The organism is Photobacterium sp. TY1-4, assembly GCF_025398175.1.
In the GTDB taxonomy this organism is placed as follows: Bacteria; Pseudomonadota; Gammaproteobacteria; order Enterobacterales; family Vibrionaceae; genus Photobacterium.
The window spans coordinates 1,381,406-1,407,825 of record NZ_CP099735.1 but is presented as its reverse complement, the minus strand read 5'-3'; the positions used below and the strand labels follow the sequence as shown (position 1 = coordinate 1,407,825).

At 54.0% G+C, this 26,420-nt stretch carries 18 protein-coding genes and 1 pseudogene; 9 read left to right on the top strand and 10 right to left on the bottom strand.

Features of this window, described 5'->3' with window-relative positions; genetic code table 11:
- Positions 1–267 precede the first annotated feature (267 nt).
- On the bottom strand, positions 268–2,334 hold the full coding sequence (locus NH461_RS23040) for a TonB-dependent receptor (protein WP_261603293.1): 2,067 nt from the start codon (positions 2,332–2,334) through the stop codon (positions 268–270).
- 189 nt (positions 2,335–2,523) lie between these two features.
- Here NH461_RS23040 and fes point away from each other — a divergent pair, with 189 nt between their 5' ends.
- The 3 genes from fes (at position 2,524) to NH461_RS23025 (ending at position 12,672) form a co-directional block, all read left to right on the top strand.
- Positions 2,524–3,855: an enterochelin esterase gene (fes, locus tag NH461_RS23035; protein WP_261603292.1), complete on the top strand. Its 1,332-nt coding sequence runs from the start codon at positions 2,524–2,526 to the stop codon at positions 3,853–3,855.
- A gap of 23 nt (positions 3,856–3,878) precedes the next feature.
- Complete coding sequence (locus tag NH461_RS23030) at positions 3,879–4,073, top strand: MbtH family protein (RefSeq protein WP_261603291.1); 195 nt, start codon at positions 3,879–3,881, stop codon at positions 4,071–4,073.
- A gap of 64 nt (positions 4,074–4,137) precedes the next feature.
- Positions 4,138–12,672, top strand: a complete 8,535-nt coding sequence (locus NH461_RS23025) for a non-ribosomal peptide synthetase (RefSeq protein ID WP_261603290.1) — start codon at positions 4,138–4,140, stop codon at positions 12,670–12,672.
- 169 nt (positions 12,673–12,841) lie between these two features.
- On the opposite strand, the gene NH461_RS23020 is transcribed toward NH461_RS23025, so the two are convergent.
- The 3 genes from NH461_RS23020 to NH461_RS23010 all read right to left on the bottom strand — a co-directional run bounded on the left by NH461_RS23020 (position 12,842) and on the right by NH461_RS23010 (position 15,646).
- The gene (locus NH461_RS23020) at positions 12,842–13,570 is read right to left on the bottom strand and encodes an ABC transporter ATP-binding protein (RefSeq protein WP_261604616.1); all 729 of its coding nucleotides are present in this window, start codon (positions 13,568–13,570) and stop codon (positions 12,842–12,844) included.
- 88 nt (positions 13,571–13,658) lie between these two features.
- A complete protein-coding gene (gene fepG, locus NH461_RS23015; protein WP_261603289.1) occupies positions 13,659–14,696 on the bottom strand; it encodes an iron-enterobactin ABC transporter permease in 1,038 nt (345 codons plus the stop codon).
- Positions 14,696–15,646, bottom strand: a complete 951-nt coding sequence (locus NH461_RS23010) for an iron chelate uptake ABC transporter family permease subunit (protein WP_261603288.1) — start codon at positions 15,644–15,646, stop codon at positions 14,696–14,698. Before NH461_RS23010 ends, fepG begins: the two co-directional genes overlap by 1 nt.
- Before the next feature lie 251 nt (positions 15,647–15,897).
- Between NH461_RS23010 and entS the strand changes: the two genes are divergently transcribed.
- Positions 15,898–17,211, top strand: a complete 1,314-nt coding sequence (gene entS, locus NH461_RS23005; RefSeq protein ID WP_261603287.1) for an enterobactin transporter EntS — start codon at positions 15,898–15,900, stop codon at positions 17,209–17,211.
- 45 nt (positions 17,212–17,256) lie between these two features.
- Here the strand turns inward: entS and fepB are convergent, their stop codons facing one another.
- On the bottom strand, positions 17,257–18,255 hold the full coding sequence (gene fepB, locus NH461_RS23000) for a Fe2+-enterobactin ABC transporter substrate-binding protein (RefSeq protein WP_261603286.1): 999 nt from the start codon (positions 18,253–18,255) through the stop codon (positions 17,257–17,259).
- Positions 18,256–18,602: 347 nt separating this feature from the next.
- Here fepB and NH461_RS22995 point away from each other — a divergent pair, with 347 nt between their 5' ends.
- The 4 genes from NH461_RS22995 (at position 18,603) to NH461_RS22980 (ending at position 20,467) form a co-directional block, all read left to right on the top strand.
- The gene (locus NH461_RS22995; protein WP_261603285.1) at positions 18,603–18,842 is read left to right on the top strand and encodes a hypothetical protein; all 240 of its coding nucleotides are present in this window, start codon (positions 18,603–18,605) and stop codon (positions 18,840–18,842) included.
- Positions 18,843–18,910: 68 nt separating this feature from the next.
- Entirely contained in the window at positions 18,911–19,291 is a 381-nt protein-coding gene (locus NH461_RS22990; protein ID WP_261603284.1) for a hypothetical protein, read from the top strand.
- A gap of 253 nt (positions 19,292–19,544) precedes the next feature.
- Complete coding sequence (locus tag NH461_RS22985) at positions 19,545–19,985, top strand: hypothetical protein (protein ID WP_261603283.1); 441 nt, start codon at positions 19,545–19,547, stop codon at positions 19,983–19,985.
- Positions 19,982–20,467 (top strand): hypothetical protein, encoded by a 486-nt coding sequence (locus tag NH461_RS22980; RefSeq protein WP_261603282.1) that lies wholly within the window; start codon positions 19,982–19,984, stop codon positions 20,465–20,467. Before NH461_RS22985 ends, NH461_RS22980 begins: the two co-directional genes overlap by 4 nt.
- A gap of 125 nt (positions 20,468–20,592) precedes the next feature.
- On the opposite strand, the gene NH461_RS22975 is transcribed toward NH461_RS22980, so the two are convergent.
- The 5 genes and pseudogenes from NH461_RS22975 to NH461_RS22955 all read right to left on the bottom strand — a co-directional run bounded on the left by NH461_RS22975 (position 20,593) and on the right by NH461_RS22955 (position 24,790).
- The gene (locus tag NH461_RS22975) at positions 20,593–21,726 is read right to left on the bottom strand and encodes an ISAs1 family transposase (protein ID WP_261603281.1); all 1,134 of its coding nucleotides are present in this window, start codon (positions 21,724–21,726) and stop codon (positions 20,593–20,595) included.
- Positions 21,727–21,794: 68 nt separating this feature from the next.
- A pseudogene (locus NH461_RS22970) lies at positions 21,795–22,060 on the bottom strand (IS256 family transposase); the annotation flags it as partial.
- Positions 22,061–22,156: 96 nt separating this feature from the next.
- Complete coding sequence (locus NH461_RS22965) at positions 22,157–22,309, bottom strand: DUF2474 domain-containing protein (RefSeq protein WP_410000120.1); 153 nt, start codon at positions 22,307–22,309, stop codon at positions 22,157–22,159.
- 58 nt (positions 22,310–22,367) lie between these two features.
- Positions 22,368–23,375, bottom strand: coding sequence for a cytochrome d ubiquinol oxidase subunit II (gene cydB / locus NH461_RS22960; RefSeq protein WP_261603280.1), 1,008 nt, complete (start codon positions 23,373–23,375; stop codon positions 22,368–22,370).
- A gap of 29 nt (positions 23,376–23,404) precedes the next feature.
- Complete coding sequence (locus NH461_RS22955) at positions 23,405–24,790, bottom strand: cytochrome ubiquinol oxidase subunit I (RefSeq protein WP_261603279.1); 1,386 nt, start codon at positions 24,788–24,790, stop codon at positions 23,405–23,407.
- A 162-nt stretch (positions 24,791–24,952) separates the two neighbouring features.
- On the opposite strand from NH461_RS22955, the gene NH461_RS22950 reads away from it, so the two are divergent.
- Positions 24,953–26,356, top strand: a complete 1,404-nt coding sequence (locus NH461_RS22950; RefSeq protein WP_261603278.1) for a PLP-dependent aminotransferase family protein — start codon at positions 24,953–24,955, stop codon at positions 26,354–26,356.
- Positions 26,357–26,420 lie beyond the last annotated feature (64 nt).

Sequence of the window (26,420 nt, the reverse complement as noted above, 5' to 3'; positions counted from 1 at the left end):
TTTTATGAGGTATTGATGCCGATCCCGATCCGACGTGGTACGGATGGCGCGATGAGTAAACCAAGCTTTCTTTGGTTTCAAGCCGGTTCGTTACCAGATTGGTCCAAGGTGACGTGGCATAATATTAATGTGAGCTCAATAAAAAACAGGGCAATTTTATTTCAACGAATTCCGCATGAAACCGGGTTTCGAGGAAGATAAAATTGCCCTGATTGATTTTAACTAAAATCATCGCTTGGTAATCAAGCGGCACCAAGCGATAGAGGATTAGAATTGATAATCAGCCACGAGACCAATAGTACGTGGTCCGCCAACTTCAAACATCCTGCCCTTCTGGCGAATGACGTAATCGGTATCCGCAGCGTTTTTCACGTATGCACGAACGGTCAGGTTATCACCAGCATAACCCGCATTAAGGTTCAGCACCGTATAATCACCCGCGGTTTTGTTTTCATCATTTTTTAAATCAGTGTAGTAATCAGCAACATGATTAACACGCGCGCCGAAGAATGCGCCGGAATCGAAGTTTTGAGTGAAGCCAAGTCCGGCCGAAACTTCCGGTGCATAACTGAACTCATTCCCTTTGAAGTCACCGGAGATCCCGGTTGGGCTTTGCTTGATCTCGGTTTTTAACAGACCAACAAATGCGAAAATATCCAGACCGGAATCAAACCAGTACGTCGTTTCGACTTCTGTACCGTATGTCTGGCCTTCCGGAATGTTGGCAATGAAGCTATCGTAACGGTCACCACTGTCACCTTGAACAGAGGTTTGGTAGTTTTCGTAATCGTTGTAGAAGATGTTGGCGGTGAGCCCCAGCTTATTGTCCATAAAGGTTGAACGGGAGCTCAGCTCATAGGTCCATACTTCTTCTTGATCAAAGGTAAACACCTCTTCCCTGAATTCGTTATAGCCCAGGCCGCCGGCGTTGTACCCTTTACGTGCCGTTAAACCAAGGATTGACTTGTCAGAGACATCGTACGTCACCCCGATTTTCGGCAAGAGGATATCATTGTCTTCATCTGCCTTAAAATCGATTGGGAGTTTAGCATGGTCGAAATCACGTTTGAGTTCATCATGCTCATAACGCGCGCCAAGCAAGAGTCCCCAGCGGTCGGTGAGTTTGACTTTAGAATCAAAGTAGATTGCGTGGGTTTGGACTTCGTCATCACGCTTTAATGAGTCTGTTTGGGTGTCCTGATCTTTGAAGAAACTACTGATACCGACAGTGACTTTGTATTTATCATCAAGTGAGTCATACGAAAGCTTGGCTTCGGCGGTGTAATTTTCTTCGTCGACGTCACCCCACCAGTCCACAAGTGGATAGGCTTCAAAGTCAGTCGAGTAATCGCGTTTCGCCAGCAGGACATCTAAGGCCAGCTCGTCGTTAATCAGGTAAGCGACATCGAAATTGACGTTCCAGCTTTTGGTTTCCTGACGACGTGTACCATTTTTATCGGTATAGTTAAATGTACCTTCCTCGGTAACTAGGCTGGTATATTGACCTTCTTCATTCCGGCTGCCGAATGTCAGTTTTGCGGTGAGCTTGTCACTCCCCCAAGGTCTCAATAACAGCTTACCCCGAAAATTGTGAGATTCAATGTCAGACGGATCCCAAGGGTACTGGTCGTTATTCGGCAACGAGTAATTAATCGGGGTATTGCCTTTGGTCCCTTCGGCTGCCAGACGGAAAGCAAGCTTCTCATCGACAATTGGTGCTGAGACTACGCCTGCCAGATGGTATTTCCCATCTTCATTTTCATAGCCGGCGCGAACTTTACTTTCGGTGTAGAACGTTGGATCTTTGGTCTTGATGACCACGGCACCACTAATACTGTTCCGACCTTGGTTGGTTGACTGAGGGCCTTTATAAACTTCGACTTGCTCGGTATCCCACAGTCCGGCCTTACCGAAGGCCTCACCGGTCCAGGATTCGGCCACACCATCCACTGTTGTGTTGACGCGCGGTGTTGCGCCGGTCATAAAGGTCAGGAACCCTTCACCCGGGCCACGTCCGTCAACACCCCGAATATGTGGGATCCCTGAAGGGGCATTGAGCACGTTCGGCACGCGATCGAGCAAGTCGTAGTAGGTTTGGTCTTCACCGTTATCCGCTTCTTCAGTGAATACAGTCACCGAGCTGGTATTTTCTGCGAGCGTACCACCCAGCCTTTCACCGGTCACAACAATCGTTTCCATGTTCTTATTATTGTCTTGCTCATTGGCCGAGGCAGAAATGCTGGTACCGAGACAAATAATGCTGATGAGCGTGGCAAGTTTGGTCTTGTTGGCATGACTGATTGAAATACCGCTGCTTAATTCCATGGGCTTCATGACCTAATAAATCCTTAAATTACAAAATGAAGAAAAACATTTGAAGTTGCCGCAACAATTATGTAAAAGTTAACTCGGTTGGCAATACTAATGATAATTGTTTTTATTTGCAATATTGCCTCTGGTAAATTTATGATAATTAATCTCCATTTTTGTGAATAGGCTCGTGGTCGAAGAGTCGGAATCGTCATGTTTGTTGAAAATAGCCAAACGCAAGGAAAACAATTCCTTTCAAGCATTTTTAAATCGCTTTTTAGAAAAAACTGTTGTGTTGGTGATGAGCAATGGTGGGAAGAGATCCATTCAGAAGGCACACCTTTAATGATTGCCGTCGAAGCAGAATACACAGAGGTTATTTTTCTTTGGCGGGAACCCCGAACTTATATTGAGAATTCTATCAAAGAAGTTTATATCGACATTAATGGGGTGACGGATCATCACAGTTTCGATATGGCTAAGTTGACCCGTTTAGAAGGAACGGACGTCTGGTTTTATGTCGATAAACTGAAAAATACCTGGCGTGGTGGATATTCATTTATTCCGGTCACTTTTCAGCAGGTGCAGCCGAAATACACCGGGAGTGCTGAAACGCAGAGAACCCAGCACCGGCAATGGTTGCGGACTATTTTTCCTCTGAGTTGTGGCGATGAATTCAGTCGGCAACACTTGAGCCACTGCGAGTGGGGAAAAAATAAGACCCCTTTGCACATGCCAAATGCACAGTCGCAATCCGAATGGCGAAACTTTGATGAATTATCCGGGCAAAGCCGAACTCATGCCGATCTTATTTTGCGCTGGCACAGCAAATTATTAAACGGTACGCGAAAGCTATGGCTTTATTCTACGAGTTTATCAACAACGCGTCATGATTTGCCTTTGGTACTGATTCTTGATGGCCGTTTTTGGTCTCAATCTCTGCCGATTTATGATGCGCTGTCACAGGCCACGCAAAACGGCACATTACCCGAAGCAATCTACGTGTTGATTGATGAGGTCAATGGCCATCAACGCAGTGAAGAGCTGAGTTGCAATCCCACTTTTTGGCAAGCAGTGATGACGGAACTGCTGCCGCTGGTTTCTGACTATTTTCCGGTGACTCAAGATCCCAAGCAAACCGCGATTGTCGGCCAAAGCCTGGGCGGGCTGGCAGCGATGTATGCCGCGCTTCATTGGCCGGAGCGCTTTGGCGCCGTGGTGTGCCAGTCCGGTTCATTCTGGTGGCCCGACTTTTCTCTGGTGAAACCGCCGAGCGAGTATTCCCCGCCTCATACTTCCGATTTACTCAGCGAGATGAGCCGTCAGGTACATGGCGGGCTGGGCGCGAACGCGCGCTTAAACCTCTTTTTAGAAGTGGGGAGTGGTGAAGACATCATGATCGACCTGAGTCGGGATATGTCCAACCAGCTGGCCTCACAGCAACACCGAATTCAATTCAGAGTCTTTGATGGCGGCCATGAACGCTTATGCTGGCGGGGGGGCATCATCGATGGACTGTCTTACGTTTTTTCTTGTGAATCTTAATCAACATCCGAACGGAGTTAGGTATGTCGGAACAATACGTGAACCCTTTTGATGAGCTGAAACATCAGTTCCTTGTGCTGATGAATCATCGCGGTCAGTACAGCTTGTGGCCGGAGTTTAAGCAAACCCCATCAGGCTGGGAGCGTACTTTTGGCCCGTCTTCAAAACAAGACTGCCTTGAATATATCGAAGCGCATTGGCAGGACATCCGGGTCTGAATCCAACCAGGGTAGAACATCACGATCACGACCATCCGTGATTTTGACTTTAAGGAATGAATGAATGCAGAACCACGACGTACAAGAGGAACTTTGGCCTCTGGTTGGGACGCAGCAGGGGATTTGGTTTGCACAGCAAGTAATGCCGAATCCAGCAGAATTTAATGTCGCTCACTATACAGAGATCTTCGGCGACATCGATCAGGCGCAGTTCGCCAAGGCGGTCAATGCCGGTATTGCAGCCGCCGATTCGCTGCACTGTCGTTATGTGGAAAATGACGGTGAGATCAAACAACAGTTTTCGCGTCCATCCGTGGCGATTGATGCTCTGGAAATCCTGGACTTTTCGCAGGCGGCATCCCCGCACGATGCTGCGGTCGCCTGGATGAAGGAAGATCTGGCGACAACGGTTGATCTGCAAAGCGAGGCCCCTCGATACCGGCATTGCCTGATTGATGTCGGTGAAGACGGCGCGCCGAAGTGGCTGTGGTATCAGCGCTACCACCATCTCGATGTGGATGGCTTTAGCTTTCATGGCATTACTGAACATATTATTCGCGAATATAACCACGCCAAGCACGCGACCGGTGGGCCGGCTCCGTTTGGTGCGTTCACGGCGGTGATCGCAGAGCACCAGCAGTTCAAAGAGTCCGCGCAATATCAAAAAGCCCAACAGTTCTGGCAAGACTACGCCGGGGCATTGCCCGAGATCCCGTCGCTGGTGACTGGCGGTCGCCGTCACGATGCCATCGGTGTCGAAAAATACAGCATCGATCTGGCCGGTGGGGCGTGGCTGAGCCGCGAAGGCAACAACATCTTACCGTCCGAGTTCGCGATGTCACTGGTCTTTGCGTACCTGCACCGGGTGACGGGAAACAACCACTTATGTGTCGGTTTTCCACTGATGCGCCGGATTGGGCGTGCAGCCGGCGCCGCTGGTGCGGTGGTGAACGTCTTGCCGTTGTCGTTGTCACTTGACCCTGGGATGACGATTGCTGAGGTTGCGGCCTTGATGAATCGGTCGATTCGCGACATTCGCCGCCACCAAATGTACGATGCCGAGCAAATCCAACGGGATCTGGGCAAAGTCGGGCAACCGCTTTACGGACCGGTGCTCAACTTCAAACCATTTGCGGACAACATCGATTTGGCCGGTATCCCCGGCAAAACGCATATTCTGTCGGCCGGGCCGATTGATGAGATTGAATTTTCGCCGGCGTTGGCTCCAAATGCAGAGAACCAAAACGCAAAGAACGATCACGCAAAGAACCCAAACGTAAAGAGCCATAACGCGCTCAGTCTCACGTTGACGGCCAATGCGGCGAAATACTCACCACGCGCGTTGGCGTTGCACGCCCGTCGCTTTGCCTACATGGTTGAGCAAATTGCGGCCAATCCTGATGTGGCGTTAAGCGATCTGGCGCTGGTTCCGCCAGGCGAGCAAGCGGATATTGCACAGTGGTCTCAGGGCCCGGCGCTGGATATCACAGAAGATCAGACGGTGCTGGATGTGTTTGCGCGTCAGGTCCGGTTGAAGCCTGACACTGTGGCGCTGAATTTTGCTCAGCAAAGCTGGACGTTTGCAGCGCTCAGCCAGGCGATTGAGGCCCGGGCGCAGCAGCTCATGGCCCTCGGTGCCGGACAAGGCACCATCGTCGGTGTGGCATTGCCCCGCGGCCCACAAACCATGATCACGATGCTGGCAGTATTGCGCTGTGGCGCGGTCTATCTTCCGATTGATTTGGATTATCCGCAGGAGCGTATTGAAACCATCCTCGAGCAGGCGCAACCCTGGGGCGTGATTGTTGAAGAGGTTGAGGGCCTTGAATGGCGCTCCCTGGCACGCTGCATCACGCTGACAGAGCTGGTCAATTGCAATGCTACCTGTCGCTCCGGCCCGGACATTGATCCGTCTGATGTGGCTTATATCGTTTTCACCTCAGGCTCAACCGGCAAGCCGAAGGGCGTGATGAATACGCACGGGGCGCTGCTGAACCTGCTTCATTCACACCAGAACTCGGTGTTTGCCAAGGCAATTCGCCAGATTGCAGAGAAACGGCAGTGCGCTGAGGGTGAGGTTCAGGTTCGTGCCGCGCACACAACGTCTTTCTCATTTGATGCCTCCTGGGAGCAAGTCATTTGGATGCTGTGCGGGCATACGCTCTACTTGTACGATGACGAAAAGCGCAAAGATGCATATGAACTGGTCGATCGCGTGCAGCAAGATCAGATCGACGCCCTGGATTTACCGCCGTCCTTGTTCAGCCAAATGCTGGACAGCGGACTCATGGATGCCGGTCATGTGCCTGCGCTGGTGCTGATCGGCAGTGAAGCCGTTCCCGAAAAACTGTGGTCGAGAGTGCAGGCATTTCCAGAACTACTGGTAGAAAATTTCTATGGCCCGACGGAGTTTACCGTAGATGCGGTGAGCGCGCCGCTGACGGCTGACGGCACCCCGGTGATCGGGCGACCGATCCTGAATGCCCGGGCTTATGTGCTGGATCCGCAGCTGGCTCAGGTTCCCGTCGGTGTGGTCGGCGAGTTATACCTGGCTGGTGCGGGCCTGGCTAAAGGCTATCTTAACCAGGCGGGTATGACGGCGGAGCGGTTCGTGGCCAACCCGTTTGAACACGGTCAAGTGATGTATCGCACCGGCGATCTGGTGAAATGGCGGGATAACGGCCAGCTGGATTTCATCGGCCGGAGCGATGATCAAGTGAAAATCCGCGGATTCCGGATTGAGCTGGGCGATGTCGAAAGTGCTATCAATGCGGTGGCAGGGGTCGACACCACGGTGGTGATCGCCGAGCGCTTCGGTGAATCACATCGGCTTATTGCTTACTGCACCCTGGTCAGTGCGGCGAAAGCGGCTCTGGATGAGCAAACCTTGTTGGCAACCCTGGCCAGCACGCTGCCTGAATATATGGTGCCTGCGGCTTTGGTGATCCTGGATGCGTTCGCGCTCAACGTGAACGGCAAGATCGACCGCAAGGCATTACCCAAACCTGTGTTTGCCTCCCGCGGTGAACGGGTTGCACCGCAGACGAAAGCTGAGCAGACATTGTGTGAGGCGGTGGGCGAACTGCTCGGGGTTGCTGAGGTTGGCACCTCAGATGATTTCTTCAATCTGGGCGGTGACAGTATTTCCGCGATGGGGTTGGGAACCTTGCTGCGAAAGTCTGGATATGAGCTGCGATCCAGAGAGATTTTTGCCGCCCGTGAGCTGGGCGCGATGGCCGCATTGATGCAGCCGCTGCAGAACCAGGCGGACATCAACCAGGATGGCGACATTCAACCCTTGCCGATGTGGAACTGGTTTGAAGAGACCTTCTCGGAAGAGACCCGTTATGTTCAGGGGGTGTTTGTCGAGATTGAACCTGAGGTTACGCAGCAGCATCTGCAAGCCGCGCTGGCACAATGGGTTGCTCTCAACGCGGCATGCCGACTGGTGAAGCAAGGGACGCAATATGTGATTGCGCCTGTGAAGGCGCTGGATGTACAGCGTTGGCTGGATTCGGTGTCGGTGGATGCCATGGCTACCGCGCCGCTGGACGAGATCTTTGAACATGCCAGCAAGCGTGTGTCACTCGGGTCGGGGCAACTGTTACAGCTGGTGATGCTGAGCGATCCGAACGGCCGTCGCGGGCTCATGATCCTGGCGCACCACCTGATTATTGACGGCGTGTCGTGGCGGATCGCTTTACCGCAGCTGAAAGCCCTCACCCGTGCTCAAGTGAACGGGGATCAGGTCGACCTTGCGGGTGAAGTGACCGGGATCAATACCTGGTCCAAAGCCCTCTATCAGCACTTAGGCAATCTGGCGAGCCAGCTGGATCACTGGCGTCAGCTGGAAGCGCGTTCGGTCGCGCCGTTAAAAGCCCCGGTAGATCCCGGCAAGGCGGTCCATCGCCGGGTGCTCCTGTCCAGTGCGCTAACCCAAGCGGTGTTAACCCACAGTCAGTCGTCTGCCGCGCTGGATATCGATGAACTGCTGCTGGCGTCGGTGACCTCTGTGCTCGGTGCGACATACCAACGAAATGCCCTGAAGGTGAATGTCGAGTCGCATGGCCGGGAAGAATTTGATCCGGGGTTGAACCTGAGCCAGACCCTGGGGTGGTTTACGACCGAGTATCCGTTGGTGATTGATTTGCCGGGTCAGGGCGCCATTCCGGATCTGATCATGGCCGTCAAGCAAGCCAAGCGAAGCGTCAAAGACAAAGGGCTCGGCTACATGGCGCTTCGGTATCTGGAGAACCCGTATCGTGAGGAATTACGGGCGCTGTCTCAGGGAAACAAAGCGGCCTTGCTGTTCAACTACCTCGGGCGCTTTGAGCAGACTCAGGATGCCGCGGCGCCGGAGCCATGGATGCCGCTGAGCCGCTCGGGTAAGTTTGCCGATACCTTTGCTGTCGCGCTCGATAGTGAGTGTGCGCTACAACACGAGCTAGAGCTGAACATCTTCATTGATGAGTCCGACGGCGGGCCGAAATTTGCCCTGAACTGGTCGTGGAATGAGGCCAAATTCAGCAGCGAAGAGATCGATGCGATTGGGGAGGGCATCGAGCAAGCACTTACTGCGCTGGTGGCATGGTTGTCGAACTGTGACGATCCGAGCCTGGCCTTACAAGTGCCTGCGGAATATACCGAAACCGGCATTACCCTGATGGATGCACAGGCGTTTACCGAGCGCTATGGCCGGGTTGCCGATCTTCTCCCTGCGCTGCCGCTCCAGGAAGGGCTACTGTTCCAGTCGCAAATCGGGGATGAAAACAGCCATTACAACTCGACGACCCGGCTCACTTTCCAGGGCGAAGTGACCCTATCGCGCGTTCAGCAAGCACTGGATGCGGTGATCGATCGCCATCCGCAACTGCTGGCGAAGTTTGACAGTAGTATCCTGGGTCGCACGGTGCAGCTGATGCCGCATCACCGGGTGTCGTGGCCGATCGAATCTGTTGATTTACGACAGCAGAGTGCTGAAGCGCAGCAGGCTGCGATGGTCGCGATTGAAACGAAAGAGCTGGTACGCCAGTTTGATCTCACCCATCCCGAGCAGTCATTGCTGAATGCGACGCTGATCCATCACGGACAGGACCTCAGCACCTTGTATCTCTCGGCGCACCACCTGGTGGTTGACGGCTGGTCGACGCCGATATTATTGGGCGATTTCCTGACCGCGTATGCCAGCGGCAGTGTAGCACTGCCCAAGGTCTCTGCAAGCTACGCGGATGTCGTCAGCCGGTTGAAGCAACGCGATAAAACGGCGGCAGAAGCACTGTGGCGCGATGTGTTGCAAGATGTTCATCCGACCCTTGCGTTTGAGGAGGTGCCGGTTGCAGCGCAGGTCCAGGAGCATGAACTGATCATCTCTGCTGAAAAAACGCAGCAACTGAACCAGTTACTCCGCCGATCGGGCCTGACCATGAACTCACTGATGCAAGGGGTTTGGTCCAGCATCCTCGGGATGATGACCGGGCGTGAAGATGTGGTCTTCGGGACCCCGGTGTCGGGCCGATTCGGGGACGTGAAGGGCATCGATGAGCATGTCGGTTTGTTCAGTAACACCATTCCGGTGCGCATGAAGCTCCACGCCAACCAGAGCCTGCTGGCGCAATTAAAAGCACATCAGGAAGTTCAGATCCAGCTGATTGAACGCGATGAACTGGGCCTGGGTGAAATCCAGCAGCTCGCTGGCGGTGAAACCTTGTTTGACACTTTGCTGGTGGTGGAGAACTACCCGGACCACACCGACTGGTATCAGCAGGATTATGCCGGTGCCCGACTGACGCAGATCCACAATCGGGGCTATACGCACTACCCGCTCACGATCCTGGTGCTGCCGGGCGAGCAAATCCAGATCCTGTTCGAATACCGCGACACCGTCGGGATTGCCCGGCAGGTGGTGCAACGGTTTGAAAACCTGCTGCAGGCGGTGATTGACCATCCTGATCTGCCGCTCACGCAGCTCGATTTACGACTGAATGAAGAAGTCGCCCTCCAGCAGCGAGTGAACCAAACTCAGGCGGAGGTCAGTAACGACACGCTGCAATCCTTGATGGCGGTGCAAGCGGCGCGGACGCCGGAGCGTATTGCACTCATTGATAGTGAGTACCAATTGACTTACCGGGACATGCGCCGGCAAGTAACGGCGATGGCGAATTTGCTGGTCAGGCATGGCGTGGGCGTCGGGGACATCGTCGCTGTCGCGCTGCCGAGAAGCGCTAAGCTGAGTCTGGCATTAAACAGCATTCTCGAGTGCGGGGGCGCTTACTTACCGCTGGATGTCAGTTATCCGGATGAACGGCTGGCATACATGGTCGGTGATGCGAAACCCAAGCTGATCATCACCACCTCCGAGTTTCAGTCGCGTTTTGACGGGCTGGCAGAATTGCTGATCCTCGATACGCTGCCTGAGCCAACCGATGTCAGCGACATCACGCACCAGCCGCTCTCGCCGGAACAGGGGGCCTATATCATTTATACCTCGGGGTCGACGGGCAATCCGAAAGGCGTGCTGGTCTCGCATCAAGCCATTGTGAACCGGCTGCAATGGATGCAGTTTGAATACCAGCTCACCCCTGATGATGTGGTGCTGCAAAAAACGCCGTGCAGTTTTGATGTGTCGGTGTGGGAGTTCTTCTGGCCGCTGATCCAGGGCGCGAGCCTCGTTATGGCGCCGCCTGAATCCCATAAAGATCCGGAGTGGCTGCGTCAAATCATCGATGACTACAAGATCACCACCCTGCACTTTGTGCCGTCGATGCTGGCGGCCTTCGTGGCATCCCTGGATGCAAGTGCGGCGGCCGGCGATACCGTTGTCCCGAGCCTGCAACGCGTCTTTTGCTCGGGTGAGGCGCTGTCGAAAGCGCTGTCTCAGGCGTACGGGAAATGGATTCATGCGCCGCTGCATAACCTTTACGGCCCGACCGAGGCCGCCGTCGACGTGACCTATTGCCCTGCATTTGGTGAGCCGATGGCGGAAAGCCTCGGCAACAGTGTGCCGATTGGCCTGCCGGTGTGGAATACCCAGGTCTATGTGCTGGACAGTTTCCTGCGCGAAGCGGCAATCGGGGTTCCCGGGGAGCTCTATCTGGCGGGCGATCAGTTGGCAATCGGCTACCTCAATCGGAGCGCACTGACGGCAGACCGCTTTATCGCGAATCCATTCCGCTCCGGGGAGCGGATGTACCGCACAGGCGATGTCGTGCGCTGGCTGCCTTCCGGCAAAATCGAATACCTGGGCCGCAGCGATGATCAGTTGAAAATCCGCGGCCAGCGAATTGAGCTTGGCGAGATCGAAACTGCACTCCAGTCATGCGGTGGCGTGAAGCAGGCCCTGGTCTGCGCCAAAGCGCTGGGTGCTGAAACCAAAATGGCCGGTGCCGATGACCGGCAGTTGGTGGGTTACGTGATTTTAAACGACGACGCACAAACGGACGGGGAGGCCTTACGCGCGCAGTTGGCTGAGCATTTACCGGCCCACATGGTGCCGGTTGCCGTGCTGGTGATGGCGGAGTTTCCGCTGAGTGCCAACGGCAAGTTGGATCGCAAAGCGTTGCCGCTGCCAAGTGAGATTGCCTCCGGGACGGGGCGTACCGCTCACCTGGGTCTTGAAACCCAGTTGGCTGCGATTTTTGCCGAGGTGCTGGGGATCGAAACGCTTACTGCGGAAGATGACTTCTTTGCGATGGGCGGTCATTCCTTGATGGCCATGAAGCTGGCAGCAGATATCCGGCGCGAGTTAGCAGTTCCGGTCACGGTCGGACAAATTATGGTTAATCCGACGGTCGAGAAACTGGCGTTGCTGCTGCAGGATGAAGACGCGCTTCAGGCACCGGAGTCAGCCGGGTATGGGGAAGTGTTGCCAATCCGGGGCGGGAACGGACCGGCGTTAATCTGTATTAACTCGGCATCGGGCTTTGCCTGGCAATACACGGGTTTACCGAAGCATTTAGGGGGCACTTACCCGATTGTCGGCTTGCAGTCGCCGCGTCCCGACGGGCCAATCGCGACGGGGAAAGACATGGAAGAGACCTGTGAAATGTACATGAAAGCGTTGAAGCAGGTGCAACCGCAAGGCCCTTATTATTTACTGGGCTATTCCTTCGGGGGCACGGTGGCGCACACTCTGGCGGTGATGTTGCAACAGCAAGGCGAAGAAGTGGCGTTTCTGGGGCTGCTCGATACCTATCCGCCGGAAAGCCAGGATTGGGACGGACCATTGAGTGAAGAAGTCCGGGGCGAGATTGAACGGGAAAAAGCGCTGTTCCTTGCCGCGAGTGACGAAACGGATGCCGATGAGGAGCTGGCGCAGCAAAGGGCGGAGATGTTGCAAGACATTACGGCCAGTTATGAAGATGCCGTGCGGTTATTATCGGGGGCGCGCTCGTCTCACTACGATGGGCGAGTGGACCTGTTCATTGCCCGGCGGACCCTTCCGGACGACTATGACGTTGACCGGCACTGGCAGCCGTTCTTATCGCAGTTAGACAAGCATTTCTTCGACTGCTCGCATGACGACATGATCGCGCATGAAAATGTCGGTGACATCGGAGAGCAGCTCAATCGGCTGCTCAGTCAGCACCCGACCTTGCAGTGACAAAAACAAAAACCAGCGTTCGTGCTGGTTTTTTTGTATTGCTGCCGGCTTCAGTCAGAAGCATCGCCTTTCAGGGGCTTCGTCTTTCCGGGGTTTTGCCTCTCAGGCACTTGGTCTCTCTGGTGCTGGTCTTTCAGGAAGACGTCTTTTGGGTTTGAGCCGGTGAACCCTAAAGCGTGTTCGGTAACACCAGCGGGGTATGCGTCAGGGGATCATCCAGAATGACACTGTTCAGGCCATACACCTCCTTGATGAGGGTTTCGGTAATGATCTGCTTTGGGGCGCCCTGGGCGATGATCTCACCCGATTTCATCACCACCAGGTGATCGGCATACCGGCACGCGTGATTCAGGTCGTGCAGGACGGCGACAATGGTCCGGCCTTGTTGCTGATTCAGGGTTTTGAACAGTTCAAGCAGCTCAATTTGGTGGGCGATATCTAAGTATGTGGTGGGCTCGTCCAGCAATAGATAGGGCGTGTCCTGGGCCAGCACCATCGCCACCCAGACCCGCTGGCGTTGCCCGCCGGATAAGGACTCCACGCTCTGTTCCAGCAGCGGCTCAATTTGTGTCGCGGCAATGGCGGCGCGCACGGCCTGCTCATCTGCCGCCGTCCAGCGGCGCAGGAATGACTGATGCGGGAAGCGCCCTCTGGCAACCAGATCATGGACCGTGACGCCGCCGGGTGCAATGGCCGACTGAGGCAGCAACCCCAGCAGCTTTGCCAGTTCGTGGCGCGGATAATGGTCCAGCTGTTTGCCGTCAAAGGTGATGCTTCCTTCCCGCGGCGTTAACAGCCTGCTGAGCCCGCGAAGCAATGTCGACTTGCCGCATCCGTTCGGTCCTAAAATCACCGTAAACTGCTGATCCGGGATATCGAGGGATAAAGCCTGGGCGATCAGCGTTTCTTGATAGCCGAGGGTAATGTTTTCGGCTCTCAGGCGGTGTTGGCTTGGGGGCGGCGCGTGTGGTACATCCGTCAAAACATTAATTTCCTGATTGTTGAATCAAAAGATAGATCAGATAGAAGCCGCCAATGCTGATGGTGACCATCCCAACGGGTAACTGGTTGGGCGCGATCAGGTTTGAAGCGGCAAAGTCGGACAGGGTCAGCAGCATGGCACCCATGAAAGCGGAAGGGATGATGGCGACGCCGCCTTCCCGGGTGAGCTTTTTCGCCAGTTGCGGCGCCACCAGGGCGATGAACGAAATCGGACCGGCCGCAGCAGTGACGGCCGCGGTTAAAATGACGCCAAACAACATCGCCAGCCGCCGGATCTTTTCACTGTCGACCCCGAGCATATTGGCGCTGTCGTCGCCCATTTCGAGGATGTTCATCTGCCGGGCAAGCATGGCCGCAGCCATCAGGGCCAATGCAATAAACAGGAAAGCGGGCATCACTTTGCCCCAACTGAGGCCATTGAGCGACCCCGCCCCCCAAAGCGCTGCTGTCATCGCGGTTTCCAGGCTGCTCGACACCATCAGCCAGCTATTGAATGCGCCCAGCATGGCGCTGACACCAATGCCGATAATGATGAGCCTAAAGCCTTGCACGCCCTGTTTAAAGGCCAGCACATAAACCAGACCTGCGCACATGATGCCGCCGGCAATCGCGCCGAATGCAATTTGGAAGTAGTTGCCGCCAAACTCGATGATGACGACTAAAGCGCCCGTATAAGCACCGGTATTAAACCCGATCACATCAGGGCTGCCCAACGGGTTGCGGATCAGGGACTGAAACAGCGCGCCGCTGACTCCCAGTGCCGCGCCAAAGAGCAGGCTTGATGTCAGTCGGGGTAAGCGCCACTCCAGAATCACCGTGGACAGAAACGGATCCCCTTCGCCCCAGATAACCTGGGACAGCTCGGTCCATGTGGTTTTGAGCTGTCCGGTTGACAGCGTGATCATGGCGACCATCAGGGTTGCCAACACCAGCGCCAAACACCACATCAGGGTGCGCCGTGAGATCAGAAGATTGTAACAGCCGGTCTGGCTGCCGATTAAGATGGATTTGGATGGGTGCATTAGAGTTTGCCGAAAGAGGTGACTTTACGCGCCAGGTAAATCAGCACAGGTGCGCCGACGAAAGCCGTGACGATGGAGACGCGAATTTCATTGGTCGCGATGATTCGGCCGAGAATATCGGCACTTAAGATCAGCAGCGGCCCCAGGCCGATGGAATACAGCGTGATCCAGAGCTGGTTGGGGCCGGCCAGTCTCCGGGCAATATGCGGGATCATTAAGCCAACGAAGCCAATCGGCCCCGCGATGGCCGTTGAACTCCCGCACAGCAAGGCGATCGCGCACAAGGCGGTCAGTTGCACCAGTCGGACATTGGTCCCCAAGCCTTGCGCAACATCTTCCCCAAGCGCGAGATTATCCAGGGCGGGTGAAATCGCGAGAGCTGCGATCAGCCCGAGCAGAATCGGTGGCAACGCGATGGTGGCGAGCGACAGATCCCGGATATCGAGTGAGCCGGCATCCCAAAAGCGCATCTGATCGAAAGCTTCGGGGCTCATCAGTGTGATGGAAGATGAGATCCCGGCAAGCAATGCCCCGATCGCCACCCCCGCGAGGGTGATTTTCAGCGGATTGACCTTGGCCTCTTTATACGTGCCGATAAAGTAGACAAACACACTGGTCGCCATGGCGCCGACAAAGGCGAACCACAAGTGTTCCGAGATCCCCTGGTTGCCCAGGAAAAGGACGCCCGCCAACACAAAAAAGCTTGCCCCGGCGTTCACCCCGAGAATGCCCGGATCAGCGAGCGGGTTGCGGGTGATGGACTGGATCAGGCAGCCCGAAACAGCCAGCGCAGCCCCCACGAGCAATCCCGCTACGGTTCTCGGCAGGCGGCTTTCCAGCACGATGAGGCTTTCTGTGGTGTTGACCTGACCGGCGAGAATATCGGCCACCGTGCCCGGCGATATATTTTTGGACCCCAGAAACAGGCTCAGCGCGCAGGCAACCAGCACGGCAACTCCCAGGCTGATCAGCCTGACGACCCTGCCGGTGAAAACATCAGACAGAAATGAAACTTGTGCTGGTATTCGGGGATTCAGGAGAGGGGAAACCGCAGATGTTTTCAATTCAGTCATTGTTGTTAATGTAAATGGTTATCATTGCGGTTATTATAGGTTGGTGTTAAGAATGTTCAAGCTTTAAGCATTAACTCTGAAAGTGACTCAAATTTATCCTCAATTTTTAACGTATTAAGATCATGACAATGCCCAAACTTCTGCTGGATTTCAGCTTACTGAAAGAAAATCCGAACTTCCGAATGGTATTTATCGCCCGAATGATGTCCGTGCTTGCGCTCGGCATGATGACCGTGGCGGTCCCGATCCAAATCCATGAGATGACAGGGTCGACATTACAAGTGGGCATGATCATGGCCCTGGACGGGATCGGGATGTTTGTCGGGCTCCTGCTCGGCGGGGTCCTGGCAGACAAATATGACAGACGCAAACTGATCCTCATCGCCAGGGGCACTTGTGGCATTGGCTTCGGTGCCTTGGCCCTGAACAGCTTGCTGGCGGAATCATCGCTGGCGGCGCTGTATATTTTGTCGGTGTGGGATGGTTTCTTCGGTGCCATGGGCATGACGGCACTGATGGCCTCACTGCCGGTGATCGTCGGTCGGGAAAACCTGCCGGCAGCGGCGGCGCTGAGCATGCTGACCGTGCGCCTCGGCATGGTGCTGTCCCCGGCCATTGGCGGGCTGCTTATTTCATTTGGCGATGTCAGCTGGAACTATGTGGCAGCGTCCGTCGGCACGCTCTGTACGCTGATCCCGCTATTCAGGCTGCCATCGATGAAGCCGACGCACCAAACGCCGGAAAACCCGTTCCTGTCGCTCTATGAAGGGGTGAAGTTTCTGACATCCAATAAAGTTGTCGGCTGTGTGGTGGTGTTTGGTACCCTTGAGACGCTGGCAACAGCTGTCAGGGTGATGTTCCCGGCGCTGGCGTTAGAGACCTTTACGGGCGATGCCACCAACGCCGGTCTGATGTATTCGGCCATTCCTTTAGGGGCGATGGTCGGCGCGCTGACTTCCGGCTGGGTGAAGCAGGCGAAAAAGCCGGGCATGGTGATGATTTACTCAACCATGGGCACCTTCTTTACCATTGTGATGATGGGCCTGACGGCGAACTTCTGGCTGTTTTTAGCCGTGCTGGTGGTGTATGGCTATTTAGGCTCTGTCGCCTCGCTGATCCAGTACTCTATCGTCCAGGGTCATACGCCGGACCATTTACTCGGCCGTGTCAGCAGCTTGTGGACGGCGCAGGATGTGACGGGAGATTCCGTCGGCGCTTTAGGGCTGGGGGCTTTGGGTAAAATCATGGCTCCGGCTATGTCCGTCTTGAGCTTCGGGCTCGGGGCGACTGGTATCGGGATGCTGATGGTCCTCGCGTTTCGTCCGCTTCGCCGTGCAACGCTGTTTGACCCGGCACTGGCACCTCAGGGATCTGCGCACTCAGCATCTGCTCCGCAAGACGCCTCGCAACAAAACAACCAGACGGCACCAGCGGCCAGCTAACCAGCGCACGGTGACCGCCTCTGCGGAGGCGGTCACCGGTTCTAATCACAACACCTGCTCACGAAACGTTGTGTCTAACGTGGCGAGTAAATTCATGGCGCTGTAGTAATCCAGCCGGAAAGAATCATTACCCATCGGGAACACAAGACCTTGCTGGATGGCGGGCAGGTGGGCGATGAACTTGTTGCGCTTCATTTGTTCGACCATGGCATCGTCTGCGGAGAACAGCAAGATCGAATGCCCGGTGATTGCGTCGGCGAAATTCTCTCCGTTTACCGGCACAATATCTTTCCTGACTCCCATTTGGTGGTTGTTTTTGAATGCTTCCGGCAGCGGGCTCAGGGTAAAGCCCAGCGCATTGAGGATCCCCCCTTGCGCGGAATCGTTGGTCCAGAAGTTTCCGCCCCGATCGTCGCCGTAATACACCATGGCGCTCACCGGCTGTGGTGGAAGATGGATCCGTGTTTTCAGCTCAGCGAGTTTGGTCTCAAAGGTCTGTATCGCGGCTTCAGCCTGTTTTTCCCGATCGGTGATGGCTGCCAACAGACGGGCCAGCGCTTGCCAGCTTTTATCGTCGTAATTGATGACGACCGTCGGGGCTATCGATGCAAACTGCTCGTATAACTTCACCTCAGAGTCACCGCCGGTTGCAGACACGATGATCAAGTCCGGCTTTTCCTTGGCAATGGTTTCGGCATTCGCCTTCCCCTGATAAAGCGATTTAATCTCGCGCTCATAGGCCACATGATTCCATTGCTTAAAAAAACCGTTGGCGTCGGCGATGGCCGTATTCGGGCCGGTCCCGCCGGAAGCGATGATCGGCGCATCGATGGCCAGTAAGGTGCCGGTGATCGAGACACTGGTGGAGACAATGCGCTTCGGCGGCGCGTTGAGCGTGATGTCGCCATAGCGACTGGAGATGGCTTTCGGCCATCCCTCAGAAATGGTCATCGCCTTTTCAGGTGGGCTGTCACGATTGCAGCCCGCAAGAAGCAGCGAAAAAATCAGCCCGAAGACGGGCAAGTGAAGGCGAGAACAAGACATAAGTCACTCCATGATGGCCAAGTACTACCGCGCGCGTTGTCAGGGTTTCCAAATACGGATGGGGTTCAAACAATGCACTGGCGGTGACTTGAATAGGTCCATTGAGAAAAAAGATACTTTATTGCGAATGGCTCTCATTATCAATTTGTTTGCGTTTGATGTGATCTCGTTTTGTGCGCGGCACCTTGCCAGGGTGAAACAGAGTGTGGATACTGAGGTGCTATTGTTAAACTAGTTGCGCATGTGGTTGTTTTCAAGGCTGCCCGTGGTCGGCCGACGGGCTGGTCCGGTGGGTAAAGCCTGATGAGGTCGGGCTGGTCATTCAATCGGTATTTTAAGGAGGAAAGATGGCGTTTTCGGATCCTGAAAGAGATGCACTGCTGGCAGTGAAGGGGGTGGGTCCTACCGTCCTGAAAAGGTTCGAGGAAATTGGCATCGACACCTTGGCTGATTTAGCCACGTATCAGGCGGATGACATCGCGGAAATGGTGGCTTCCATGCTGCGAACCACATGTTGGAAGAATAGTCCGCAAGCCAAGGCAGCCATCACAGCGGCAATTGCCCGAGCGAAAGAAGGGCTAGGGTGAGTTATTGAAATGTTTGATGAGGAGCGTCCGTAACATTGCCCGGCTGAGGAGGACACCCAGTGAGATGGATGGATAAAGTCTTATGGATAGATGGCTTGGCCGCGCTGTTTGTTGGGTCTGTTTTAATCAGCTTTCATTCGTTTGTTGGTGAAATTTACCGCATGCCGGACACGGTCGTGCTCTTTCTGGCGTTCGCGAATTTACTCTATGGCCTCTATTCGTCGAGCCTCGCGATGAGCCGGAAAGTCTCGCTACGAAAGATTCAGGGATTGGTGTTCGGCAATTGTCTCTGGGCGTTGATTTGTCTATTTTTGGTTTATCGATTCATGGATAGTGCAAGCTTGATCGGGATTGTGTTCATGTTGTCAGAGGCTTTATTTGTCACTTTTCTGGCCGGCGTCGAATGGCGCTGCAGATTTGAGTTGTCCGAAATCCGGGCCATGGTTTAGTGAGGCAACACGAGCGTTATGGGCAGACACGACAGCGTCAGCGCATGATGTGATGCATGTTGAGATGACGTTGATGCCATACTTGTTTGTTACCTGAAAGACTAAGACATAAACCATACAATAAAGTAATTGTACATATTCCAATTACTTAATTTTTAGTTGTTGATCGAAAAACCACGCTCAACGCATTTACACAATAGAATTTCGGATATTTTATGCGTTCTGGTTAATATAATCGGGAAATGAGGTTGATATGAAAAAGTGTCCTGCAATAGTAAACATCACTTTTGATGAAAACAGCTTACACGGTATCGATAAAATTAAAGAACTTCACAACTTAGAAAAATATGGTCGCATTTGGCTTACCATTGGTCATCTATTTACTATATTTGGTGGAAGTTCATTAAGAAGTGCGTCTACTGGCAATGTAAAAGAAGTGTTAAATCTAGTGAGGCGTGATACAGCTAAAACAGTAGTACAAGCTGCGGCAAAACAAGCTACATCAGAAGCAAATCAGACAGCGTACGCTATAACTCAAGCTAACTGGGAGTATTTTTTTACGTCATTTGATAGCTTAAGTGACATAAAAAGAAAAGAAATTGAAGAATTAGCTTTTCAACAAGCCTTACAGCACCAAAAAAGTCCAAAGGAATATGTGTTCTGGAAGTCAATATACATGGGTTGCCAATTATGAAAGTACTTAAGTTAATTTCACTCTTTGCAGTAATGATAACTCCTGAGGTGTTTTCAAGTGACAATTTTTATTTTGAACAGTTGAACAACAGCATTTCAAAATACTCCAGAAAGATTAACCATTGCGATTTGAAAAAAAAAGTACCAAATTTAAGCAAAAGTCAAATTTCACTTTTAAAACATATGATAGAAGAAAAACCTTTAATCCTAGCATATCTAAGTGAACGCTCATTCAATAATTGTCTGCAACCAGAGCGAGGGGAATTAGCTGAATTACTTGCATCTTATGATTATTTGAAACTACCAATGCAAACAAAAAAATTAGCAGAGTCAACAAAAAAAATGATATTTGAAAAAAATTATGAAACTGACAGAGCATATCTGTCACTAACACCAGATGAGCAAAAAGAAATCCTATCAATAACAAAGTTAGAACAGCCATTCTCCGAATTTGAGACTTACGAAAAAATTATGGGGATGTAAAACAAAAAATCAGCGGCTATTTTTAATTACCGCTGATGAGAATGTTCATAGTTCTGTGTCAGCGTAAGTTACAGATCCACATATTAGTTGACTCTGTCCGGGAAGCAGGGTGAGAGCATGAATGCTCATTTTTTACTCGCTGCTTTAAAACCTGCCAGTAACACCTTGTCCAGATAAGCGGTATTCATCGCTGCAATGTTCTGTTTACGTCGAATGCTAGCCTTTTTCGAGGTTTCGGATCGCAACATGTTCAGTGCAATGTGCCGAAAACAGGCCATGATCTCAGCTGCATCTCCGCGATAAATCTGGCAAGCATCCTCGTTCATTGATGCATCAAGTACCCAGTGCAGGCTGTTTTCAATTCCCCAGTGGCCACGCACTGCGGTGGCAAAACGCTCTTTCTCCAACTCAGCAGAGCTGATGTAATAGCGATATTCGAGTGACTCTTTACCTGATTTATCAATGCGATAACCAATGGTAACGCCGATGCTCTTGAGCCCTTTCCAATCAGGAAACTGTTGTACCAACTCACCAGCAGGTAGTACATGATATTCTCGGGCTTCGATTCGTCCGTGGCTTTGCTCCACCGTGACATTTTCAGGGGCGCTCTGAATCGAAGTCTTCGCAGACAACGCCTGACGTACAGCTTTAGCCAATGTTTCCTGGTTACCTTTAACTGCAAGTAAATAATCACCACCTTTATCAATGATGGTTGAGGCGATGTTGGTCTGGCAGGCTATTGCGTCAATCGAAATCAGGCAGCCTTTGATGTCCAGCAAGTTAAGCAGTTCCGGTATTGCCGTGATCTCGTTCGACTTCGCATTGGTTTTGAGTTGGCCCATAACTACGCTGTTGGCCGTGGCGAAGGCACTAACCATATGAATCGTAGATTGCCTGCTTTCGCGGTTATATGAGCTACGCAACACCTTACCATCGATTGCGATTAACTCACCGTCTGAGCGCTCAGTAACGGCTTGCATCCAGTTGATAAAACACTGCTGAAACTGACTTGGATCTAGGCGTGAGATAACACGAGCAATGGTGTCGTGAACAGGAAGTCCAGATGTAAAAAGTCCTTTTTTCTGAAACCATTGAAAATGTGCTTCACCGAAATCTTCAATGTCTTCCCAGCCCTCAGCTCCTGCAATCGTCGCACACACAGTAAGAAACAGAACATCGAATAAGGGATAACTGATTTTCGCAGACTGACGAGGGTCTTGCAGATCGCCAAAATACTGAGAAAAAGCCTCGATACTCACCTTAGAACTCCCGAAAAAGGGAGTATAAGATCATAATTCGATCGGCCGGTCAAACTCACAGAATTTGGTCACAAAACGTTCGTGATCTCACCCTGGTCCGGGAAGTAGATACTCAACTGGGATAGTGTCAGGTTCCAGTTCTGCACGGATGCGTCCACTTCTCAGGGGCATTCAACATCCCCGTATAGAGCAGCTTCAGCAAGCTGGTATTGTTGGCGAAGCCGCTCTTGGTTTTGGTCAGCTTGCGGAACTGCCGGTGCACCCTTCAACTGTATTTGGTGGTGTTGGTGGCCCGTCGGATCTGTTCGGGATATTTGAAGCATCCCGATAGATTGTCTTACTTGCAGCACTTTAAGTGGTATGCTTCTGCCCGCAATGAGCAACGACCCCAGCAGACCAAACTACTGGCGTCGTCACTCCTGCGGATGCCTCAGGACTTAAACCCGGCGGCGTGCATCAGGGCGCGGAATCCGAAGGAGACCAGCGCCAGTGAGGCGACACTCCCCACCCAAATCAATATGAGCCAGGACCACTGCTTCAACGGTTGCTTCATGCCCGGTTTGGGGGCGGTCACTTTCTCCATGGTTCCTCCTTTTCTGCAATTACATCGTCATATCAGGTGGCGCGGTGGTTCAAGCGCATCAGTGATACGCTTCCCCCGCTTTTACCTTGCCGCTGAACACGTAGTAGCTCCAGTAGGTGTACACCAGAATAAACGGGATGATGAACAGGGCCCCGACCAGCATGAATCCCAGGCTTTGCGGTGGTGCGGCAGCTTCCCAGATGCTGATTTCCGGCGGAATGATATTCGGCCACAGGCTGATCCCTAAGCCGCTGAACCCGAGGAATGTCAGCAGCAGCGCCATCACGAACGGGCTGGTTTGTCCGCCGCGTTTCACCGCCGTGGTGATCCGCCACAGGCAGAACAGGGAAAGCAGCGGCACCGGTGCCAGGAAGTACAGGTTCGGCAGGCTGAACCACCGCTCGGCAATCTGCGGATAGGCCAGCGGCGTCCACAGGCTGACGACAACCATGGCAATCGCAAAGGCGGCCAGCAGTGGCGTGGTGGCCTGATACATCCGGCGCTGGAGATCGCCTTCGGTTTTTTTGATCAGCCAGGTGGCGCCCAGCAGGGCATAAGTCACCACGAGTCCCAGACCGCAAAAGAGCGTGAACGGCGTCAGCCAGTCAAACGCACCGCCGGCAAAACTGCGTCCGACGACCGGGAAGCCCTGGATCACCGCGCCGACGGTTACGCCCTGGCAGAAGGTGGCGACGATCGAGCCGATGATAAACGCCTTGTCCCAGAAGGCGCGGTGGTTTGGCAGCGCCTTGAAACGAAACTCAAAGGCCACACCGCGGAAGATCAGGGCAATCAGCATGATGGAAAGCGGGATGGTCAGGGCGTCGACGATCACTGCGTAAGCCAGCGGAAATGCGCCGAACAGCCCGGCGCCGCCGAGCACCAGCCAGGTCTCATTGCCGTCCCAGACCGGAGCGACGGTGTTGACCATCAAGTCCCGATCGTCTTTGTCGCGAACCAGCGGCATCAGGATCCCGATGCCCAAATCAAAGCCGTCCATGGTGATATACATCAAGGTGGCGAAAATAATAATGCCGAACCAGATCACGGCAAGTTCAATACCCATGGGGTTCTCCTTCTCAAATAAGCCGGGCGTTACACGCGGCCGGAAATCGACAGCGGTTCGTGGTCAGGGAGGGCATCACCGGGTTCGGCGTCACCGTCGTGATCCGGGCCTTGTTTGATTTGGTGGATGAGGTAGACATACCCGATCCCGAACACCAGGGAATAGACCACGAAGAAAGTCAGCAGGCTGATGCTCATGTGCAGCTCGCCGTGGGCCGATACCGCATCCTTGGTGCGTTGCAGTCCGTGGACCACCCAGGGCTGGCGGCCGACTTCGGTGGTCACCCAGCCGGCCAGGATGGCGATGAGGCCGGAGGGGCCCATCATCAGGACAAACTTGAGGAAGGTCTGATTGTGATAAAGCGTCCCTTTGCGGCGCAGCCAGAGGCCCATCAGGCCCTGCAGGATCATCAGCAGCCCCAGCGCAACCATGATGCGGAATGACCAGAATACCACCGGTGAGTTTGGCCGATCTTCGGGGGCAAAGTCCTTCAGGGCCGGGATCTGCTGATCCCAGCTGTGGGTCAGGATCAGGCTGGCCAGGTAGGGGATTTCGATTTTGTAATCGGTCTGCTCGGTGTCCATGTTCGGCATCCCGAACAGGATCAGCGGTGTCGGCTCACCGTCGCTGTTGTCCCAGTGACCCTCAATCGCTGCGATTTTAGCAGGCTGGTAGACCAGGGTATTGAGCCCGTGCAGATCGCCGATCACCGCCTGGATCGGTGCGGTGATGACCAGCATCCATAGCGACATGGAAAACATCCGCTTGATGGCAGAGGTCCGGTTGCCCTTGAGCAAATGCCAGGCTGCGGAAGCACCGACGAACAGCGCGCTGCTCAGGAAGGCCGCGACAACCATGTGGAACAAGCGATACGGGAAGGACGGGTTGAAAATCACCGCCAGCCAGTCTACCGGCACCACCTGACCGTCAATGATCTCATGGCCTTGCGGGGTGTGCATCCAGCTGTTTGAGGCCAGGATCCAGAAGGTGGAGATCAGGGTGCCGAGCGCGACCATACAGGTGGCAAAAAAGTGAAGGCGATCGCCGACCCGGTGCCAGCCGAACAGCATCACGCCGAGGAATCCGGCTTCGAGGAAGAAGGCGGTCAACACCTCATAGGTCAGCAGCGGCCCGGTAATGCTCCCGGCAAATTCCGAGAAGCCGCTCCAGTTGGTGCCGAACTGATAGGCCATGACCAGACCGGAAACGACGCCCATTCCGAAGTTGACGGCGAAGATTTTCGACCAGAAGTGATAGAGGGTTTTGTAATCGGGGTTGCGGGTTTTGAGCCAGAGCCCTTCCAGTACCGCCAGGTAGCTGGCGAGGCCTATGGTGATGGCGGGGAAAATAATGTGGAACGATACCGTGAAAGCAAACTGGACACGGGCCAGCATAAACGCATCAACATCGAACATAAGACGACCTGCGATTGTGATTGATGATGCCGGGATCGTAGGCTGTAGCACATGTTTGGCATAGATACAGAATGGGACGCTTTACCTATAACAGATTTGTGTTATGGTTTGTTATATTTTTGTTGCCTGTCCCTGTACCCCACTGCACGAGGAAATCCCGTCATGGCGAAATATGAACAGCTGGTCAGCCAGATCCAGCAGCAAATCCATACCGGCGTCTGGCTGGCGGGGGACAAGCTGCCGTCGCTGCGCAAACAGGCCGAACATGCCGGGATGAGCCTGATGACCGTCCTGCAGGCTTATCAGGTGCTGGAGAGTCAGGGTTGGGTGGTGTCTTATCCTCGTTCCGGTTATCGGGTAGCGCCGGAAATGGCGCAACAGGTTCAGGACACCATGGCGGTGCAGCCGACCGAATCGGTTGATGTGAACGATTTTATTTTTGATGTGCTTCAGGCCAGCCGTAACCCGCGTATGGCCAGCTTCGGCCACGCGTATCTGGATCCGGCACTGGCGCCGCGTCATCAGGTCAACAAGTCGCTGACCGCGGCGGTGCGCACCATGCCGCTCTCCAGTGTGGTCGATAATCTGCCGCCGGGTAACGATGAGCTGCGCCACTTGATCGCTAAACGTTACGCGGCGCAAGGCATGAATATTTCGCCCGATGAGATTGTGATCACCGCCGGTGGCTTGGAAGCGCTGAACCTGAGTCTGCGGGCAGTCACCCGGCCGGGGGACTGGGTGGTGGTCGAGTCGCCGACGTTCTACGGCGCGTTGCAATCGCTGGAAAACCTGGGACTGAAGGCGATTGCGGTGCGTACTCATCCCGGCGAGGGGATCGATCTGGGGTCGCTGGAGCGGGCGCTGCAAACCCATTCGGTGCGGGCCTGCTGGCTGATGACCAATCTCCAGAATCCGCTGGGGTATTCCCTGTCGGTGGAGAAAAAGCAGCAACTGGCCGCGCTGCTGAACAAGTATCAGGTTCACCTGATCGAAGATGATGTCTACAGCGAGCTGTATGTCGGTGACAGCAAGCCGTTACCGGCCAAAGCCTTTGATGCGCAGGGCCGTTTCATGCACTGTTCATCGTTTTCCAAAACCCTGGTGGAAGGCTTTCGCATCGGCTGGGTGGCCGCCGGAAAGCAGGCGCTCAAGATCCAGAAACTCCAGCTGATGAGTACCCTGACCACCAGCGTGCCGATCCAGCTGGCGCTGGTCCATTACCTGACCACCCGCAACTACGGCAGCCATTTGCGGTTGCTGCGCCGTACGCTGGATCAGCGTAAAGCGGCGAACGAAGTCTGCCTGAAAGCGAATTTGCCGGATTGCGCTCGGATTTATAATTCCGAAGGCGGCTATTTCCTCTGGGTCGAACTGCCACGCCATGTCGATACCACGGTGCTGTATCATCTGGCGCTGGCAGAGACGATCAGCATTGCGCCCGGCCGGATGTTTGCCACCAGCAATCAGTTCAACCACTGTTTCCGGTTCAATGCCTCTTTTGCCCTCACGGATGCCCACCAACAGGCGATTGTCCGGTTAGGGGAGTTGGTCAAACAACTGATTTAGGGGGAGGGGCAATAGCCCGGGATTTGGCGGGGCAGGATCAGAGCCGGGCTGGACCTGAGTTGGG

What these genes read in the sequence shown, in the direction of transcription:
- NH461_RS23025 (WP_261603290.1), top strand. Translation starts at nt 4,138, where the DNA reads ATGCAGAACCACGACGTACAAGAGGAACTTTGGCCTCTGGTTGGGACG.
- NH461_RS23040 (WP_261603293.1), bottom strand. Translation starts at nt 2,334, where the DNA reads ATGAAGCCCATGGAATTAAGCAGCGGTATTTCAATCAGTCATGCCAAC.
- NH461_RS22965 (WP_410000120.1), bottom strand. Translation starts at nt 22,309, where the DNA reads ATGGAGAAAGTGACCGCCCCCAAACCGGGCATGAAGCAACCGTTGAAG.
- fes (WP_261603292.1), top strand. Translation starts at nt 2,524, where the DNA reads ATGTTTGTTGAAAATAGCCAAACGCAAGGAAAACAATTCCTTTCAAGC.
- NH461_RS23030 (WP_261603291.1), top strand. Translation starts at nt 3,879, where the DNA reads ATGTCGGAACAATACGTGAACCCTTTTGATGAGCTGAAACATCAGTTC.
- entS (WP_261603287.1), top strand. Translation starts at nt 15,898, where the DNA reads ATGCCCAAACTTCTGCTGGATTTCAGCTTACTGAAAGAAAATCCGAAC.
- NH461_RS22980 (WP_261603282.1), top strand. Translation starts at nt 19,982, where the DNA reads ATGAAAGTACTTAAGTTAATTTCACTCTTTGCAGTAATGATAACTCCT.
- NH461_RS22955 (WP_261603279.1), bottom strand. Translation starts at nt 24,790, where the DNA reads ATGTTCGATGTTGATGCGTTTATGCTGGCCCGTGTCCAGTTTGCTTTC.
- fepG (WP_261603289.1), bottom strand. Translation starts at nt 14,696, where the DNA reads ATGCACCCATCCAAATCCATCTTAATCGGCAGCCAGACCGGCTGTTAC.
- NH461_RS22995 (WP_261603285.1), top strand. Translation starts at nt 18,603, where the DNA reads ATGGCGTTTTCGGATCCTGAAAGAGATGCACTGCTGGCAGTGAAGGGG.
- NH461_RS22990 (WP_261603284.1), top strand. Translation starts at nt 18,911, where the DNA reads ATGGATAAAGTCTTATGGATAGATGGCTTGGCCGCGCTGTTTGTTGGG.
- NH461_RS22985 (WP_261603283.1), top strand. Translation starts at nt 19,545, where the DNA reads ATGAAAAAGTGTCCTGCAATAGTAAACATCACTTTTGATGAAAACAGC.
- NH461_RS22950 (WP_261603278.1), top strand. Translation starts at nt 24,953, where the DNA reads ATGGCGAAATATGAACAGCTGGTCAGCCAGATCCAGCAGCAAATCCAT.
- fepB (WP_261603286.1), bottom strand. Translation starts at nt 18,255, where the DNA reads ATGTCTTGTTCTCGCCTTCACTTGCCCGTCTTCGGGCTGATTTTTTCG.
- cydB (WP_261603280.1), bottom strand. Translation starts at nt 23,375, where the DNA reads ATGGGTATTGAACTTGCCGTGATCTGGTTCGGCATTATTATTTTCGCC.